This is a genomic window from Vibrio paracholerae (assembly GCF_037672085.1).
GTDB lineage: Bacteria > Pseudomonadota > Gammaproteobacteria > Enterobacterales > Vibrionaceae > Vibrio > Vibrio cholerae.
In genome coordinates this window covers 509,212-527,165 of sequence record NZ_JBBHLM010000002.1, presented here as the reverse complement: position 1 = coordinate 527,165, position 17,954 = coordinate 509,212, and the positions used below count along the sequence as shown (strand labels likewise).

12 protein-coding genes are annotated in these 17,954 nt (G+C 49.1%); 4 read left to right on the top strand and 8 right to left on the bottom strand.

The genetic code is table 11. From position 1 onward, the window contains the following. Window positions 1-46 precede the first annotated feature (46 nt). From hldE to R4537_RS07775, 4 genes are all read right to left on the bottom strand, one after another. The gene (gene hldE / locus R4537_RS07790) at window positions 47-1,477 is read right to left on the bottom strand and encodes a bifunctional D-glycero-beta-D-manno-heptose-7-phosphate kinase/D-glycero-beta-D-manno-heptose 1-phosphate adenylyltransferase HldE (RefSeq protein WP_071178196.1); all 1,431 of its coding nucleotides are present in this window, start codon (window positions 1,475-1,477) and stop codon (window positions 47-49) included. A 63-nt stretch (window positions 1,478-1,540) separates the two neighbouring features. After that, window positions 1,541-4,387 (bottom strand): bifunctional [glutamate--ammonia ligase]-adenylyl-L-tyrosine phosphorylase/[glutamate--ammonia-ligase] adenylyltransferase, encoded by a 2,847-nt coding sequence (glnE, locus tag R4537_RS07785; protein WP_071178197.1) that lies wholly within the window; start codon window positions 4,385-4,387, stop codon window positions 1,541-1,543. A gap of 123 nt (window positions 4,388-4,510) precedes the next feature. After that, window positions 4,511-5,767 carry a methyl-accepting chemotaxis protein gene (locus tag R4537_RS07780; protein WP_071178198.1) on the bottom strand — a complete coding sequence of 419 codons (1,257 nt, stop codon included), beginning with the start codon at window positions 5,765-5,767 and terminating at the stop codon, window positions 4,511-4,513. A gap of 482 nt (window positions 5,768-6,249) precedes the next feature. Further along, the gene (locus R4537_RS07775; RefSeq protein ID WP_071178199.1) at window positions 6,250-7,767 is read right to left on the bottom strand and encodes a CYTH and CHAD domain-containing protein; all 1,518 of its coding nucleotides are present in this window, start codon (window positions 7,765-7,767) and stop codon (window positions 6,250-6,252) included. A gap of 205 nt (window positions 7,768-7,972) precedes the next feature. On the opposite strand from R4537_RS07775, the gene R4537_RS07770 reads away from it, so the two are divergent. From R4537_RS07770 to R4537_RS07760, 3 genes are all read left to right on the top strand, one after another. Next, window positions 7,973-8,653: a TIGR00153 family protein gene (locus tag R4537_RS07770; protein ID WP_001911782.1), complete on the top strand. Its 681-nt coding sequence runs from the start codon at window positions 7,973-7,975 to the stop codon at window positions 8,651-8,653. Window positions 8,654-8,795: 142 nt separating this feature from the next. Further along, window positions 8,796-10,058, top strand: a complete 1,263-nt coding sequence (locus R4537_RS07765; RefSeq protein ID WP_000404205.1) for an inorganic phosphate transporter — start codon at window positions 8,796-8,798, stop codon at window positions 10,056-10,058. 166 nt (window positions 10,059-10,224) lie between these two features. Then, complete coding sequence (locus R4537_RS07760; protein WP_001925912.1) at window positions 10,225-10,833, top strand: TIGR04211 family SH3 domain-containing protein; 609 nt, start codon at window positions 10,225-10,227, stop codon at window positions 10,831-10,833. Between the two features lie 103 nt (window positions 10,834-10,936). Here R4537_RS07760 and R4537_RS07755 read toward each other — a convergent pair whose 3' ends face one another. Both R4537_RS07755 and R4537_RS07750 read right to left on the bottom strand, forming a co-directional pair. Beyond that, on the bottom strand, window positions 10,937-11,707 hold the full coding sequence (locus tag R4537_RS07755) for a general secretion pathway protein GspB (RefSeq protein ID WP_071178200.1): 771 nt from the start codon (window positions 11,705-11,707) through the stop codon (window positions 10,937-10,939). Beyond that, a complete protein-coding gene (locus tag R4537_RS07750; protein ID WP_000281110.1) occupies window positions 11,707-13,296 on the bottom strand; it encodes an ExeA family protein in 1,590 nt (529 codons plus the stop codon). The genes R4537_RS07755 and R4537_RS07750 overlap by 1 nt, the downstream gene beginning before the upstream one ends. 92 nt (window positions 13,297-13,388) lie before the next feature. Between R4537_RS07750 and R4537_RS07745 the strand changes: the two genes are divergently transcribed. Then, window positions 13,389-14,600: a multifunctional CCA addition/repair protein gene (locus R4537_RS07745; RefSeq protein ID WP_071178201.1), complete on the top strand. Its 1,212-nt coding sequence runs from the start codon at window positions 13,389-13,391 to the stop codon at window positions 14,598-14,600. Between the two features lie 102 nt (window positions 14,601-14,702). Here R4537_RS07745 and eno read toward each other — a convergent pair whose 3' ends face one another. Both eno and R4537_RS07735 read right to left on the bottom strand, forming a co-directional pair. Continuing rightward, complete coding sequence (eno, locus tag R4537_RS07740; RefSeq protein ID WP_071178202.1) at window positions 14,703-16,004, bottom strand: phosphopyruvate hydratase; 1,302 nt, start codon at window positions 16,002-16,004, stop codon at window positions 14,703-14,705. A gap of 78 nt (window positions 16,005-16,082) precedes the next feature. Next, window positions 16,083-17,720, bottom strand: coding sequence for a CTP synthase (locus tag R4537_RS07735; RefSeq protein WP_000210846.1), 1,638 nt, complete (start codon window positions 17,718-17,720; stop codon window positions 16,083-16,085). Window positions 17,721-17,954 lie beyond the last annotated feature (234 nt).

Sequence of the window (17,954 nt, the reverse complement as noted above, 5' to 3'; positions counted from 1 at the left end):
TTTCGCTTAAGCAATTGATAAGTATCACATTACTTATCAATTCGTATTAACCACGGCCACCTTTGATCGCTTCAATGATTTCAGTGGTTGAGCAGCCTTCTTCAAAGTTCAATACTTTGACTTCACCACCCGCGGCAATCACTTCTTTGCCACCCGCAATATCTTCTGGTTTGTAGTCGCCACCTTTCACTAACAGATTAGGCAACACGGCTGCGATCAAACGCTGTGGCGTATCTTCACTAAATGGTACTACCCAATCCACGGCGCCAAGACCTGCCAATACCGCCATACGACGATCGGTACTGTTGACCGGACGACCAGGGCCTTTCAGGCGTTTCACCGATTCATCGGTATTCACAGCCACGATTAAGCGATCGCCAAGCTCTGCCGCATGGTTAAGGTAAGAAACATGGCCGGCGTGCAAAATGTCAAAGCAGCCGTTGGTCATCACTACTTTTTCGCCACGCGCTTGCGCTTTTTTCACAGCTTCAATCAAAGCATCTTCGCTGATCACGCCATAGTCGGTGTCTTTGCTGCCGTGCACGGCTTCCGCCAATTCAATGGTAGAAACAGTAGACGTACCCAGTTTACCGACCACCACACCGGCGGCGGCATTAGCCAGAGCACAAGCTTCATCCAGCGCTTTACCTGCCGCAACCGACGCCGCAAGCACAGAAATCACCGTATCGCCCGCGCCTGTTACGTCATACACTTCTTTGGCTTGGGTGGGCAAATGGAAAGGTTCCAGTCCACGGCGCAGCAGAGTCATACCGTGTTCACTACGAGTCACCAGTAATGCGCCGAGATCGAACTTTTCAATCAGGGCAAAGCCTTTTTCAACCAGTTCTTGCTCAGATTTGACTTTACCGACCACAGCTTCAAATTCAGACATGTTTGGCGTAAGCAGCGATGCACCGCGATAGCGTTCAAAGTCGCTGCCCTTCGGATCGATAAACACTGACACGTCAGCCGCTTTGGCTTTCTGAATAAACTGCTGTACGTGCTCTAACGCACCTTTCGCGTAATCAGACAAGATAACCGCGCGCACTTTAGGTAGCGCACTCTCCATGCGCGATAAGATAAGCTGCGCATCTGTATTTTCGAATTTGTCTTCAAAATCCAGACGGATCAACTGCTGACCGCGGCTCAAGACACGTAATTTAGTGATGGTCGGGTAATCCGGCAGCGCCACAAAATCACAATGGACTTTCAGTGAGGTGAGCTTGTTGGCAAGCACATTTGCCGGCTCATCTTGCCCTGTCAGGCCAATGATGTGCGCGTGACCACCTAAAGAAGCGATGTTCATCGCAACGTTAGCGGCACCGCCCGGACGCTCTTCACTCTGCTCTACTTTCACTACAGGTACTGGTGCTTCCGGCGAGATACGTCCCGTTGGGCCATACCAGTAACGGTCAAGCATGACATCACCGACAATTAACACACCCGCTTTGCTGTAGTCAGGTAGCACTGGTTTCATTCTCAATCTCCAATATTCAGATTGGGGCGGAGTTTATCACAGCCGCCAAGGTGGCAGAAGTGCTCAACCGAGCCACTGCTGCCAAGCTTGTATCACTTGTTCACGTTCAACCACAAATTGTGAATCACGCACATCCGCCGATTGGTTGAGTAAATTACGGCGATGAATCTGATCACGCATGCTGGTATAAGCTTGAGTCAAAGCCAGCGCTTGTGATTCTTCCATTACTTGATGATTCATCAAGGATTCAAAAATGCGTACGTTATCCGACCAACGCGTTAATTTAGGTTGTTGATGACTGAAGCGTAAGACCAGATATTGCGCTAAAAATTCAATATCGGTGATCCCGCCCTCATCTTGTTTGAGCATAAAGCGCCCCGCTTTTTTACCGCCGAGATGATCACGCATTTTGATCCGCATCTCGACCACCTCTTGTTTAAGCTTTTGCTCCTCTCGGGGCAAACAGAGAATCTGATGCCGTGTGTTGGCAAACGCTTGTTGCAGCGGTGCATCACCATAGATCATCCGCGCGCGAACTAGGGCTTGATGCTCCCAAGTCCACGCTTCTTGACGCTGATATTCATCAAAGGCATCGGTTGGACTCACGAGTAAACCGGATGCACCAGAGGGGCGAAGTCTAGTATCGACTTCATACAAAATGCCCGAGGCTGTGCGGGTAGAGAAAATATGGATGATGCGCTGCGCTAAACGCAGATAGAACTGGCGACCATCAATGCTTTTCTCACCATCCGTGTTCACCTCAACTGGGCAGTCGTGCATAAAGACGATATCGAGATCAGAGTTATAACCCAGCTCCCAGCCTCCGACTTTGCCATAGCCCACTACCGCGAACCCTCGTCCTTCTCGCTCTTTAAGATGGGTGGGTTCGCCATATTTACTGCTCACTTGCAGCCAAGCTTGACTCACGACCGCTTCAACAACCGCTTCGGCCAAATAGGTTAAGTGATCACTCACTTTCATCACCGGAAGCACGCCAGCGATATCCGCTGCCGCAATGCGTAGGATAGAGATTTGCTTAAATTGGCGCAGCCCTTCCATCTGCTGCTCCATATCTTCTTCTGGAATGCGCGCCAAAAAATCCCGTAGCTCAGTTTGATAAGACTCCAATGGGATCGGGTTATACAGATGCTGCGGATCAATCAGCTCATCAAGCAAAATCGGATAACGCGTGAGCTGCTCGGAAATCATTGGGCTAGCAGTACACAAGCGCACCAATTGCACCAAGGCCGCGGGATGCTCATCGAGCAATTCAAGGTAAGTGGTACGCGTTGCGATACTGTGCAGCAGTGTCAATACGCGCGACAAACCAAATTCCGCATCGGGATGAGCAAACACAGCCTGATACACTTTCGGCATTAACCGGTTAAGCACCTCGCGCCCACGCGGGCCAATGGTGCGTTTAGCCAGATCATCTTTAAATTGAGTGATGGTGCGAATTTGCTCACTTGCTTCGCTCAACCCAAGATCCTGCTCAATGATGTGTTCAATCACTTCCGGTTTATGCGCCATATCCCACAACTCATGGAAATGACGAGCTACCGTGTGTTCCTCTTCTTCGTCTTCTTCGCCAATCAAGGTGGCAAACACGCGATGCACGCGCTGCATGTGTTCGCTCACCTCACGCTGTAAACTTGGCCAGTCGGCCAATCCGATTGCGATCGAAAGGCGCAGTTGATCGTCTTCTTTATCCGGTAACGTTTGAGTTTGCTTATCGGCCATCGCTTGCAGCAAGTTTTCTAAGCGGCGCAAAAAGCGGTAAGCATCACGCAAATCTTGCACTTGTTCGCGCGTTAGTAATTCAAGCTCTGCAATCGCATCCAAAGTTTCTAGCAAGCCGCGTTTGCGCAGGCTTGGCTCGCGGCCACCGCGGATCAATTGGAACACTTGCGCAATAAATTCCACTTCACGAATGCCGCCCGCACCGAGCTTGATATTGTTACTCAAACCACGGCGGCGCACTTCGCTGCTGATCATGGATTTCATTCGGCGTAGGGATTGAATGGCGCTGAAGTCGATGTAGCGGCGAAACACAAACGGGCGCAGCATCTGGCGCAGCTCTTGGTATTGCGGGTACATTTCTCGCCCCATCACTCGCGCTTTGATCATCGCATAGCGTTCCCAGTCACGCCCCTGCTCTTGGTAGTAATCCTCTAACGCCGCATAACTCATCGCGAGTGGGCCGCTGTCGCCAAACGGGCGCAAGCGCATATCAACTCGGTAACAAAAACCATCCGGTGTGGATTGATCCAGTAGCTTGATCAACCGCTGACCTAAGCGCGTGAAAAATTGCGCATTGGCAATCGAGCGGCGCGCGCCTTGCGTCTCGCCATTTTCAGGATAAGTAAAAATCAGATCGATATCGGAGGAGAAGTTGAGCTCACCGCCGCCGAGTTTGCCCATTCCGATGATCAGCATGGGCTGCGCTTCACCTTGCGCATTACAAGGCGTGCCCATCTCAAAACAGCAGCGTTGATAGAGCCATTGATAGCTTTCAAAGATCAGTGCTTCCGCCAGTTGGGAAAGGTGAGAAAGGCTCTCTTCCAATGTCCAGCTCGCACAAAAATCCCGCCATGCGATATACACCATCTCTTGGTTACGAAACTGGCGTAAACGCTTCTGCGCTGCAGCTTCATCCTGACACTCGGCCAGCCACTGCGCTAATTCACGACGATAATCTTGCTCACGGCTTGGCTCGGCTAATAACGAGGGGAGCACCTGACACAGTTGGTCATCGCGCTGCAAGGTTTGGGCTACAAACTGGCTTAAACCGAGTACATAGCGCAATTGATTCAGTACAGGCGAAGGCCAATTGGCGATGTATGGATGTTCAGAAATCAGTGATTGATAATGCAATTCGGCGGTCGGCAAAAGCGCGCTGGGCAGTGACATGATGCTTCCTTGTCTTTGAATGTCCACTAGTTATATCGCAAACTCTGGCGGAAAAAAAACGCCCACAGAGCAGTTGTGGGCGCTTTACGAATAATTTTTTGTTGTTTTGCTCAATAGCTCGGCCTACACGCGAAATGCGGTAATTTTTCTATCCAGCTCTTCAGCGTTACTTTGCATGATTTCTGAGGTTTCGAGCAGCTCCGTCATCACGGTAACCGAACCTTCCACCAACTCACGCACATTGTTGAGGTTTTCGTTCATCTCTTCGGCCACATTGCTTTGCTGGCCTGCTGCCGCGGCAATTTGGAAGTTCATGTCATTGAGCAATTGAACCTGATTAACGATGCCATCCAACTCGCTGCCAGCGTTAGTGATGAGCTCCACCCCATCCGCCGCTTGCACCACACTTTTTTCCATTAAATTCACAGCACTATTGGCACTAGTTTGCAGCTGTGAAATCATCTCTTGGATTTCAACGGTCGCATTTTGGGTGCGCTGTGCCAAATTTCGCACTTCATCGGCAACTACGGCAAAACCGCGCCCGGCTTCTCCTGCACGCGCAGCTTCAATCGCCGCATTGAGTGCCAGCAAATTGGTTTGCTCTGAAATGCCGCGAATCGTGCCCACCACGCTGCTGATCGCCACCACACGCTCTTCCACCTGATTGACAGCTTGCGCAGAAGAGCGAATGTCTTTCGAAAGATCACTCATTTTGCTGATGGTGCTTTTAACAAACTTCTGCCCAGTTTGAGCCTGCTGAGACGCATTTTCGGTTAAGGAAGAGGCGTTCTGCGCATGTTCCGCGACCGTTTGAACCGTTGACGACATCTCACTCATCGCCGTCGCCAGTTGGTCAATTTCGTTGAACTCTTCTTGCGCTGAATCTTTGGTCTCTGACATGCTCAGGGTCATCACTTCTGTGAGCGAGGTCAGCTCTTGCGAGGCATCAATTTGCAACTTGATCAGGTCTTGTAGCTGACGGCGGGTTTTCTCCAGCTCGCGCGCGACATCCCCATACTCATCTTTACAGTCCATTTTTATCGGCTCAGAAAGATTACGTTGCGCCATCAGTTTGATCACATCACTCAAATATTGGGTTTGACGCAGCATGACACGCGCAGCAAACAACAATAGCACCACAAACACCACAATCAGCAACAAGGTTTGCCAGAAAACTTGCACTAGATAGTTATCGTAATGCTGCTGCGCGACTTCCACACTATTGGTCGCAGCCAATAAAGATTGGTAAAAAATATCCGCATCCCAAAGTTGCTTGCCAATGATCAACACCGTGCTGAATACCATCAGCATCACCATTTTCGGGACGAGACGAACATCTGTGATTACCCGCTCCCACGGCTTAAACGACATCGTTGCCATTGTCAGTTCTCCATTCTTGTTGATTGCCACTGAGTGAGGATGCAAAAGATCCGCAACCTATTATTTCGAGCCTCGTATGAAAGCCGATAATATCAAAAATGAAACAAAACCCATCAGCTTGTTATCGCTAATTCTCTTATTCATCACGCTATTTGTGATCTTTGACTTATACCCAAACGACTTGGAGTTGCAGTTAGACGGCAAGTGAGTTCATCCCCATGAACATAGACAGACTATGTGATTGGTGAACGAACGTAGCCAACACCACTGCAGCTTCAAATAGGAAGGGGATATTGTCTCTATCCATCACTCATCAAACTCACTATGTGTTATCGGCATAAACTGGCGTATCTAGAGTCTTTTCTCGCGATAACGAGATGTGGGCATGCATAGTGAAGGATCACAAAGATGGGGAAACGAGATAAAAAGAAAAGGGAAGCCCCCGCCTCCCTTATTTATCTATATCAATGCGTTAACCAGAGCTACTCACGCCAATACGGATGCGCTTCAACACCCATCGTGCGGCTTTGCTCCATCGCATGCAAAATGGAGTTCTCTTGACGAATCAGCCAACGTTTCAATTGATCTTGCTCTTCACCTTGTAGCAGGTCCACTAACCGCTCTAATGGTTTGAGGCGCAATAAATCATCAATACCGTGCAACAAATCCGCCCACGGCATCCGAAATGCCTGACGTTTTTCAGCATCGTATAAGCTTGCAAAACTCACCCCAGTGTAAAGGTTACGCATTAGGCGATACTGCTGATCGAGGTATTCTTGTACGGTTAAGGTTTTACCCGGTGGGAAAGCTTCCATCAACTCCGCCCATGTGCGGTCGAGTTGTTTTACGGAAAACGCTTCCAGCGGTTGCGCCATTTTTTCGCGTGCTTTGTCATCTAAAAACGGCTGCCAACCACGCGTCAGCACCCAACGACTTAGATCCAATAACAAGCCGGTATAACGAGCGCTGCTCAGTAAACGCAGTGTATCTTCACGCTGTGGCAGACTCTCTTGCAAGGTTTTCAATGCGGCCACTAAGAACTTACGCGCATCCAATTTACGTAGCGCGTAACCTTTATCTTCTTGCAGACTTTCCAGATATTCGAATTCTTTCAGCCACTGCAATTCTTGTTCTAACCACTTGAGCTCTTGGCGCAAAATCGCGCTAGCGCGGCGCGGCACGATACAACCATACACTGAAAGCAGTTGACGCAGGTAACTCACCGCATGACGAATCTCATGTAATGCCACAACGTTTTCACGCTCAGTATAGATTTGCTCATGGTAATGCCAGTGCGCCAACGCATGTTCTAAAGCACGGATAAAGCAAGACTCGGCGGTGTCATTTTTATCAACACTGACCAATGCCATGGGTTGAATTTCATCACCCGAATAATTGGCGGCGAGGCGATAGCCACGTGCTGCTTTGCTAAGATTCCCTAAGCGCATACCGCCATGCTCACAGAGCTGGCGCGCTAAGGTAAATAGTGCATCGGTTTGACCGGACTTAAGTTCCAGCTCCACTTCACAAATCGGCTCTTGGCGCTCGCCCGCCACCACAAGACCTTGATCAAAGGCGACTTCCACTTGGCTACCATCAGCCATGCTAATCAGCCACTGTTCACGAGTGAAATTGGTCGAAAAGAGCGGTATGAGTTCCGCTTGTAGCTGAGTCAGCTCTTTGCCTTGCGGCCAGATATCGGCAGGGTGCAGCAAAATATCGGGCTCATTACTGTGATGTTCAGCATTGAACTCCGGACGCTGATGTAGACCGGCGACCACACGACCTGCGGTTTTCACCGTTTGAACATACACCTCATCAAAACGACGAATGCGCAGTCCAATATCATGCTGACGCAACCAGTTATCGGGGGTGTCAAAGTACGTGTTTCCTAACTCCCGACAGCTGTGCTGAAGAACTTTGGTTTCAGAAATCTTCGCGCGTAAGATGGTTGAAAAATCTGGAGAAACAAAAAACTTCAGTTCTATCTCGGTTTCCATAGTTATCCCTTTCGATGCAGATGCCGACAGGATATTGCCTTATAGACACCGGAGCAAGAGAGAAATATCGGCCCAATCATGATCTAAAACAGTTTTATTGCGACGGTGTTTGGGTTAACATGCGCGCCTTTATAGCCAACGCTCAACATTTCACCATATTATGGTGTATGTTATTTCAAGGTTATAGTTATTAGGTTGAATGACCATGCCAGTAAATACAATCATGGGGTTATTTGCAAAGTCCCCGATTAAGCCTTTGCAACGCCACGTAGTGTGTGTGAATGAATGTTGCTCACACCTGATCAATTTCTTTGAAGTTTGTAACAAAGGTGATTGGGAAAAAGCGGGCGAAATTCGTGCACAGATTTCTCACCTAGAGAAAGAAGCTGACGTGTTAAAGCGTGAAATCCGCCTTAAACTTCCTCGCGGTCTATTCATGCCGGTTGATCGTAGTGACATGCTGGAACTACTGACTCAACAAGATAAATTAGCAAACCTCGCCAAAGACATTGCGGGCCGTGTATATGGCCGTCAGCTTGTCATCCCTGAGCCTCTCCAAGAAAACTTCATTGCTTATGTTAGACGTTGCTTAGATGCGGCTAACCAAGCGCAGAATGTGATCAACGAGCTCGACGAGTTATTGGAAACTGGATTCAAAGGTCGTGAGGTAACTCTCGTGGCTGAAATGATCCATCAACTGGATGTGATTGAAGATGACACCGATTCCATGCAGATTCGCCTACGCCAACAGCTGATGGCTATCGAATCGAAAATGAATCCAATTGATGTCATGTTCTTGTACAAAATTCTGGAATGGGTGGGCGGCATTGCCGACCAAGCGCAGCGCGTTGGTGCTCGCTTAGAGCTTATGCTTTCTCGTTCTTAAATTTAAAAGTTAACCAAATAACGAAGAGCAACCACACTATGACGACCCGCTAGGCGATGAGTATTTTCTACGCTGAAGGTCGTTATCTGCGTCAAAAACAAGCTTGGGTTGCTCCGCTTGTTATCAACAACTAGGTATTACGATGGAAATCCTTGCGAACTACGGCACCGTCTTGATTATTGTGGCAGCTGTCTTCGGTTTCTTGATGGCGATTGGTATTGGTGCAAACGATGTTGCCAATGCAATGGGCACTTCAGTAGGTTCAAAAGCACTCACCGTTAAACAAGCCATTATTATTGCGATGATTTTTGAATTCGCAGGCGCTTACTTAGCCGGTGGTGAAGTGACAGAAACGATCCGTAATGGGGTGATTGAAACCTCTCTCTTCGCAGATAAACCCGATGTTCTGATTTACGGCATGATGTCAGCGCTTCTTGCCGCAGGCACTTGGTTGCTGGTGGCGTCTTACATGGGCTGGCCAGTCTCTACCACCCACTCAATCATCGGTGCCATCATTGGTTTTGCTTGTGTATCGGTTGGTACAGAAGCGGTCGATTGGAGCTCAGTAAAAGGCATTGTCGGCAGTTGGATTATTACTCCGGTGATTTCAGGCTTCTTTGCGTACCTCATTTTTGTCAGCGCACAACGCCTCATTTTCGATACAGAAAAACCGCTGATCAATGCCAAGCGTTTCGTGCCGGTATACATGTTCATCACCACTATGGTGATTGCGCTAGTTACCATCAAAAAAGGCTTAAAGCACGTTGGGCTACACCTTTCAAGCTCAGAAGCTTGGATGTGGTCTGCTGTGGTTTCTGCCATCGTGATGGTCGGCGGCTATCTCTACATTCAGAAGAAATTTGCTAATCGTGATGAAGACCATGGTTTTGCCGGCGTTGAGAGTATCTTTAGCACTCTCATGGTTATCACTGCGTGTGCTATGGCTTTTGCTCATGGCTCAAATGATGTGGCTAATGCGATTGGTCCTTTGTCTGCTGTGGTTTCAACCGTTGAACACATGGGTGAAGTGGCCGCGAAAAGCTCTATCGCATGGTGGATTCTGCCACTGGGTGGCTTGGGAATTGTGTTCGGTTTAGCGACGCTTGGTCATAAAGTGATGGCCACCATCGGTACTGGTATTACAGAATTGACGCCAAGCCGTGGCTTTGCAGCCCAGCTAGCAACCGCTTCAACCGTCGTACTGGCGTCCGGCACAGGCTTACCGATTTCAACCACGCAAACTCTGGTTGGTGCGGTACTGGGGGTCGGTTTCGCACGTGGTATTGCTGCACTGAACTTAGGTGTGGTGCGTAATATCGTTGCCTCTTGGGTAGTTACTCTACCGGCAGGCGCACTCTTAGCTGTGGTATTTTTCTACGCAATTCAAGCCGTGTTTGTCGGCTAAACCGCAGTAAGCTCAATGTTAGCGAACTGTCATTATTGACTCAAACGCACAGAAAGGGAGGCTTAGCCTCCCTTCTTTGTTGCAGCGCATGCCAAAACTGCATACTATTTGCCACACACATTATGAGACTTACCGCCAAATCTATCTTGAAAATAAGGGATTTACCGTGAAAAAACTGATCTGCATGGTGCTCTTTTCCGTGTTGGCTGCACCAACTTTTGCACAAGACCGCTACATTGCGGACAAACTCTTTACTTACATGCATTCAGGCCCCAATAACCAATTCCGTATTCTAGGCAGTATCGAAGCTGGAGAGAAAGTTAAACTGCTCAGTGTCAATAAAGAAACAGGGTACAGCCAGATCACCGATGAACGAGGCAGAACCGGTTGGGTTGAAACTCGCCTATTAAGCCGTGAAATCAGTAACGCGATGCGTTTACCAGCACTTGAGCAAGAATTAGCGGACGTTAAAAAGCAGTTGGCTAACGCGAGTAAAAATGCCGATAGCGAAAAAGCAGGGCTTGCAGAGTCTCTTGAATTGCGTAACCAACAAATCGCAGATCTGGAACGCAGCTACAGTGATATAAGTAAGCAACTCTCTGATTCTCAATCTGAAGTTCGTGAACTGCGCGCTAAACTCGATACCCAAAAAGAAGATTTGTTGCTCAAGTATTTCACCTATGGTGGCGGAGTAGCAGGCGGCGGATTATTACTGGGTCTAGTACTGCCCCATATCGTTCCTCGCCGTAAACGCCACCCTGCAGGGTGGGCATAAGCGGAATTCATCGTGGGGATTCATCGCATAGCAGAACGGTCACGCAAGTGACCGTTTTGTTTTCGCTCTCTTTAATCGTAGGCAATAAGCGTTGGGCAACACCCTAACCTTTCCAATCATAGAGTGCGGGTATCTCTATCTCATTACCGCCAAAGATAATCACGCTGCTTTGTGGTTTTATACTCTCTAGTTTCACTTCTGGTGTCAGCATATCCCCTTCGCGGTACTCTACCCCATTCACTTTTATCCAGCGTTTTTGTTCATTACTGGAAAAAGCGTGCATCTGAAAATTCAGTGCGGGGAGCAGCCCTTGATAACGATCGCTGTGCTGAGTTAATGCCACAGTCGCAGAAGTTGGTGTGCTTACGGGGGCGGACTCGCTGGATTGATCGCGCATAATCGCCTGAACGCGCAACGCTAATTCAGGGGAAAGCTGTGTTAAATCCAGATCGCCCAACGCTTGATTTGAGGCACTCTGTTGACCAGAAGCTTGGATTGTCGCCGGTGGGGCCACAATGTTGTCGGCTAGTGCAGTGAAATCCTCTTCTGGATAAGCTTCGTCGAGTACTGATTCGACAAAGGTAGGTTGCAGATCTTGAAATTCGGGATACGCTAAACGCTCTAATGGTGCATCAACTTGCACCGTTGTCGGCTCGGTTTGTCGACTAGCCACTTCCTGCTGCACTAGTTCATAGCGTTGGTAAGTCATCACACCCGCGGTCACTAACCCCGGCACGAGCCACAGCGCTAAATGCAACCAGCGTGACGGATTCATCGCAGTGGGTTCTTGCTCGGTATAAGTGCGACTGCTGACAGGCTGAGCTTGCAGATACTTTTGTTGAGACTGCTTCAAGGCATTCATCACTTTTGACATTAGCCTTTCTCCTTCAAACTCGGCGCTTGCTGCTGGGTTAATAGCTCTAGTCGGCGTAAGGTTTGTCTTCCTGCGATACCATCAACGTGCATGTTCTGCCAACGTTGGAATAACTCGACTTTACGTGACAAATCCTTATCAAATTGCTCACGCGGGCGCTCAGGTTCACCCAACACTTGCGCCAATTTGCTCTCGAGCAAGGCAACATCGGCTCCCCGCATTCCCTGTTTTAAAGTTCGAGAAAAACCACCTTGCCAAAGTAGCGCAAATTGTCCATTCCATAACGGCTCTAGCCATTGGCGCGCAATACGATAACGTTCGTCTCCCACCAACAGCTCCGCTTGATCGCCCGTTAAGCGATACAGCAGCGCGTAAGTGGGCACATCATCCATCATTAAAGTGAGTACAGCGGGCAAATCGTAAGTTTGCAGCGTTGACCAATCGCCTGTCTGCTCTTCACACCAAAGCACCGCATCTGCTTGAGTTTGGCAAAACTGCTCCTGCACAGAGGCTTGATAGCCCCAGACCGCATACAGAGTTTCAAGGGCATGCTCACTGCTCGTGGCATTGAGTAACGCACTGCGTAACGCTTGGGGGAAAACTGTCAGCTCGGTCGGCGGCACCACTGCGGGTAACGGAAAATAGTGTTGCATAACCCGATCAAGCTGGGGCGGTAATTGCCATGCCAGTACAACAGCCAGAGCTATCCCCCCTAATGCGCTGGAGAGATAAGAGAGTTTAGGTACAGGAGGTTTGGTCGATGCCACTTGATAGACTGAGGATTGGAAGCTCATCACCTCTTGGCAGGCGAGCTTAATTCTCGCCAAGCTCAGCGTTAACTCACCCGCTTGGTACGCTTGCTTTAACGTCGCATCACACACCAGATTGATTAAGCGCGGAATGCCGTGAGTTTGCTCTGCAATCCACTGACAGGCTTTACGATTAAACAACTCAGGGTTACCGCTGGCTTGTTCAATCCGAAAGCGAATGTAGTCAGCCGTTTGCTCTTCATTCAATGGCAGTAAATGGTAGCGCCCAGTGATCCGCTGGGCGAGCTGGCGCAACTGCGGCAAACGCAGTTTTTCTTGTAACTCGGGCTGGCCAATCAGCAGTACTTTAAGCAGTTTATGGCTCTCGGTTTCCAAATTGGTCAGCAGGCGTAGCTGCTCCAACACATCCGGTGCCAAATGCTGCGCTTCATCAATCATCAAAAGCACTTGTATGCCTTGCGCGTGCTCGGCCAACAGAAACTCATGCAGTACTTGCGTGAGTTTCTTTAAGGTCGCCTTCTTCGGATAGCTAACCTCAAATTCATCACAGATCGCTTCCAATAGCTCCAGATCCGAGAAAGTGGGATTGAGGATCATCCCCGCGCGCGTTTTGCCCGGCAAACTCGCCAGAATCGCTCGCGCTACCGTAGTTTTCCCCGTCCCGACTTCTCCGGTGAGCATGGCAAAGCCGCCGCCATCGCCCAATCCAGCTTGCAGGTGTACTATGGCCTCCTGATGACGCTGACTCAGGTAGAGATAACGCGCATTGGGGACGATAGAAAACGGTAATTCGTCAAACCCAAAGAAGTTCAGATACATGCTTGTTGACCCTATTCATCGCAGTGGGTGCAACGTATCATTGCTGACTAAGATTAGCCAATGTCATTCATGCAATTTTTTGAGACTCTACGATGCAAATTTACCTCGTTGGCGGCGCAGTGCGCGATCAATTGCTGCAGCTTCCGGTTTATGACCGTGATTGGGTGGTGGTCGGCAGTAGCCCACAAGCTATGTTAGCGGCAGGCTTTCAAGCCGTCGGGAAAGATTTTCCGGTGTTTTTGCATCCGAAAAGTAAAGAAGAACATGCCCTTGCCCGTACCGAGCGCAAAACGGGTGTAGGTTACACGGGCTTTGCTTGCCACTATGCGCCAGACGTGACTTTGGAAGAAGATCTGCTGCGCCGCGATCTGACCATCAATGCGATGGCGCAAGATAACTCTGGGCAACTGATTGATCCTTATGGAGGTCAGCGCGATCTCGCCGCAAAAGTACTGCGCCATGTTTCGCCCGCGTTTGTGGAAGATCCCTTGCGTGTGCTGCGCGTGGCGCGCTTTGCGGCCAAGCTGCATCACCTAGGTTTCACCGTTGCCGAAGAAACGATGCTGTTAATGGCGAAGATTGCGCAATCGGGCGAGTTGCAGCACTTAACCGCAGAGCGTGTATGGCAAGAGTGGCATAAGTCGCTCTCGACCCCTCATCCCGAAGTGTTTTTGCAGGTGTTACGTGATTGCGGCGCATTGGCGGTGGTACTGCCTGAAATCGATCGCTTGTTCGGCGTGCCACAACCGGAAAAATGGCACCCAGAGATCGACACCGGTATTCACACGTTAATGGTCGCCAAGCAAGCCGCACAACTTTCTGATTCCCTTCCCGTGCGTTTTGCCGCGCAAGTGCATGATTTAGGAAAAGGCGTGACGCCACCTTCTGAATGGCCAAGCCATAAATTGCACTGCCATACTGGGCTTAACATCATTGAATCATTGTGCGAGCGCATTCGCGTGCCTAATGAGTTTCGCGATTTAGCGCTCGCGGTATGCGCGCAACATTCCAATATCCATCGTGCGGACGAGTTAAAGCCTGCCACCAAGCTTAAAGTGCTGGGGCTTTTGGATGTGTGGCGCAAACCGGAGCGTCTTGAGCAAGTGCTACTGTGTTGTGAAGCAGATCATCGTGGCCGTTTAGGTTTAGAGAGTGAGCAGTATCCGCAGCGTGAGATTTTCCTGCGTGCCTACCAAGCCGCCCTTGGCGTAGAAGTTCAAGCCGTGATAGCGGATGGCTTTCAAGGCAAGCATATCAAAGAAGAGTTGGATAAACGGCGCGTATCGGCAATCGAGGCTCTGTAGTTCATTGCCTGCAACCGTAGAAAGCAAAACGCCCTGCAATGCAGGGCGTTTTTTTATCGCGAGACTATTATTGTCAACAGTCGCGAAGGCGCTCGCTTAAAATTAAGCTTGGCCTTTCACTTCTTTCAGACCGTTGAAAGGAGCACGTGAACCCAGAGCTTCTTCGATACGGATCAGTTGGTTGTACTTAGCAACACGGTCAGAACGGCTCATAGAACCCGTCTTGATTTGACCTGCTGCAGTACCTACCGCTAGGTCAGCGATAGTTGCATCTTCAGTTTCGCCTGAACGGTGAGAGATAACTGCAGTGTAGCCAGCATCTTTTGCCATCTTGATCGCAGCCAGAGTTTCAGTCAGAGAACCGATTTGGTTGAACTTGATCAGGATAGAGTTAGCGATACCGTTGTCGATACCACGCTTCAGGATCTTGGTGTTAGTTACGAACAGATCGTCACCAACGATTTGGATTTTCTTACCCAGTTTCTCAGTTTGGTATGCGAAACCTTCCCAGTCAGACTCGTCCAGACCGTCTTCGATAGAAACGATTGGGAACTTCTCAGTCAGCTCTTCTAGGAAATCAGTGAAACCGTTAGAAGTGAAGATACGACCTTCGCCTTTCAGGTTGTATTCTTTCTTCTCTGCGTCGTAGAACTCAGAAGCTGCACAGTCCATCGCCAGTGTGATGTCAGTACCCAGTTTGTAACCTGCAGCCGCAACCGCTTCAGCGATAACTTCTAGCGCTTCTGCGTTAGATTTCAGGTTAGGAGCGAAACCACCTTCGTCACCCACTGCAGTGTTGTAGCCTTTAGACTTCAGTACTTTAGCTAGGTTATGGAACACTTCTGCGCCCATACGTACTGCTTCTTTCAGAGTTTTTGCGCCAACAGGTTGGATCATGAACTCTTGGATGTCTACGTTGTTGTCAGCGTGCTCACCACCGTTGATGATGTTCATCATTGGTAGAGGCATTGAGAATACGCCAGGAGTGCCGTTCAGCTCAGCGATGTGTTCAAACAGAGGCATGCCTTTTGCTGCCGCTGCTGCTTTCGCGTTTGCTAGAGAAACCGCTAGAATCGCGTTTGCACCGAAGTTTGATTTGTTCTCAGTACCGTCTAGGTCGATCATGATTTGGTCAATCGTTGCTTGATCTTTTGCATCTTTGCCAACCAGAGCATCTGCGATTGGGCCATTAACCGCAGCCAGCGCTTTCAGAACGCCTTTACCTAGGAAACGAGACTTGTCACCGTCACGCAGTTCAAGCGCTTCACGAGAACCAGTAGAAGCACCAGATGGAGCTGCAGCCATACCAACGAAACCACCTTCTAGATGAACCTCTGCTTCTACCGTTGGGTTACCACGTGAGTCGATGATTTCACGACCTAGAACTTTAACGATCTTAGACATTAATGTTTCCTCTCAATTGAATTTAAATGTCAAAACTAAAAGGGTAGCCACACTGCTAAAGTGGCTACCCGTATCCTTTTACTTCAATTCACCGCGTTGGAACTGACCCGCTGCTTTTACAAAGCCAGCAAACAGAGGGTGACCATCGCGTGGGGTTGAGGTGAACTCTGGGTGGAACTGCGCTGCCACAAACCATGGGTGAGCAGGGTTCTCAATCACTTCAACCAGCTTCTTATCTGCTGACAGACCAGAAACCTTCAAACCTGCTTTTTCAATCTGAGGACGCAGCAGGTTGTTGACTTCGTAACGGTGGCGGTGACGCTCATGAATGGTTGCGCTACCGTACAACTCGTACGCTTTAGTGCCTTTCTCAAGGTGGCATAGCTGTGAACCTAGGCGCATTGTGCCGCCCAGATCCGATTTTTCGCTACGCTCTTCGACATTGCCTTCGCCATCTACCCATTCAGTGATCAAACCAACCACTGGGTATTTGGTGTTTTTATTGAATTCGGTTGAGTGTGCACCTTCCATACCCGCTACGTTGCGCGCGTATTCGATGAGTGCCACTTGCATACCCAAGCAGATGCCAAGGTAAGGAATTTTGTTTTCACGTGCATATTGCGCTGCACGGATTTTGCCTTCGATACCACGATCGCCAAAACCACCCGGAACCAGAATCGCATCCAGACCATTCAGCACATCAGTGCCTTTGGTTTCAACATCTTGCGAATCTACGTATTTGATGGTAACGCTCAGACGGTTCTTCAGACCAGCGTGTTTCAGGGCTTCGTTGACCGATTTGTAAGCATCTGGCAGCTCGGTGTACTTACCGACCATACCGATAGTCACTTCACCAGTTGGGTTCGCTTCTTCGTAAATTACCTGTTCCCATTCAGACAGATCCGCTTCTGGCGCGTTAATACCAAAACGTGCACATACCAAATCATCCAACCCTTGAGAGCGGATCAGTTGTGGAATTTTGTAGATTGAGTCCACATCTTTCATTGAGATAACGGCTTTTTCAGGCACGTTACAGAACAGAGCAATTTTCTTACGCTCGTTGGCTGGGATCATGCGATCGCTACGGCAAACCAGAATATCTGGCTGAATACCGATAGACAGCAGTTCTTTTACCGAGTGTTGGGTTGGTTTCGTTTTCACTTCGCCCGCTGCTGCTAGGTAAGGAACCAGCGTCAGATGCATAAACATGGCGTGCTCACGGCCCACTTCGATCGCAAGCTGACGGATCGCTTCCATGAATGGCAGTGATTCGATATCACCCACCGTACCGCCGACTTCAACGATAGCGATGTCGTGGCCTTCTGAGCCTGCAATCACACGATCTTTGATCGCGTTAGTGATATGAGGAATAACCTGAATGGTGGCACCTAAGTAGTCACCACGACGCTCTTTGCGCAGAACATCAGCATAAACACGACCTGCGGTAAAGTTGTTGCGCTTGGTCATCTTGGTACGAATGAAACGCTCGTAGTGACCAAGATCTAGGTCGGTTTCTGCGCCATCTTCCGTGACGAACACTTCACCATGTTGAGTAGGGCTCATAGTGCCTGGGTCAACGTTGATGTAAGGGTCAAGCTTCATCATGGTCACTTTTAGACCACGAGCTTCAAGAATAGCAGCAAGGGATGCGGCTGCAATACCTTTACCTAGAGAGGATACAACCCCGCCAGTAACAAAAATATAATTTGTCGTCATGTTTAACCTGAAATTGGTTGAATGAGGGAAATGGATTTCTTCTGGACGGGATAAAACTATACCAGAACCCCCCAACTGCCACAACGTGAAATCTATCACACTCAATTTTTTATTTTTTGCTTCAAATCAAAGCAAATTGAAGCTAAGTCTATAAATCACACATTATCTTAACCAGATTCGCCATGAGGTCTATTATTTTTCAGCTCTCAATAAATCTAGTGTTTAATCAAATAG

Bases quoted from the DNA above. Each gene is read 5' to 3' on its own strand.
- hldE (WP_071178196.1), bottom strand. From the start codon at position 1,477: ATGAAACCAGTGCTACCTGACTACAGCAAAGCGGGTGTGTTAATTGTC.
- glnE (WP_071178197.1), bottom strand. From the start codon at position 4,387: ATGTCACTGCCCAGCGCGCTTTTGCCGACCGCCGAATTGCATTATCAA.
- R4537_RS07780 (WP_071178198.1), bottom strand. From the start codon at position 5,767: ATGGCAACGATGTCGTTTAAGCCGTGGGAGCGGGTAATCACAGATGTT.
- R4537_RS07775 (WP_071178199.1), bottom strand. From the start codon at position 7,767: ATGGAAACCGAGATAGAACTGAAGTTTTTTGTTTCTCCAGATTTTTCA.
- R4537_RS07770 (WP_001911782.1), top strand. From the start codon at position 7,973: ATGCCAGTAAATACAATCATGGGGTTATTTGCAAAGTCCCCGATTAAG.
- R4537_RS07765 (WP_000404205.1), top strand. From the start codon at position 8,796: ATGGAAATCCTTGCGAACTACGGCACCGTCTTGATTATTGTGGCAGCT.
- R4537_RS07755 (WP_071178200.1), bottom strand. From the start codon at position 11,707: ATGTCAAAAGTGATGAATGCCTTGAAGCAGTCTCAACAAAAGTATCTG.
- R4537_RS07750 (WP_000281110.1), bottom strand. From the start codon at position 13,296: ATGTATCTGAACTTCTTTGGGTTTGACGAATTACCGTTTTCTATCGTC.
- R4537_RS07745 (WP_071178201.1), top strand. From the start codon at position 13,389: ATGCAAATTTACCTCGTTGGCGGCGCAGTGCGCGATCAATTGCTGCAG.
- eno (WP_071178202.1), bottom strand. From the start codon at position 16,004: ATGTCTAAGATCGTTAAAGTTCTAGGTCGTGAAATCATCGACTCACGT.
- R4537_RS07735 (WP_000210846.1), bottom strand. From the start codon at position 17,720: ATGACGACAAATTATATTTTTGTTACTGGCGGGGTTGTATCCTCTCTA.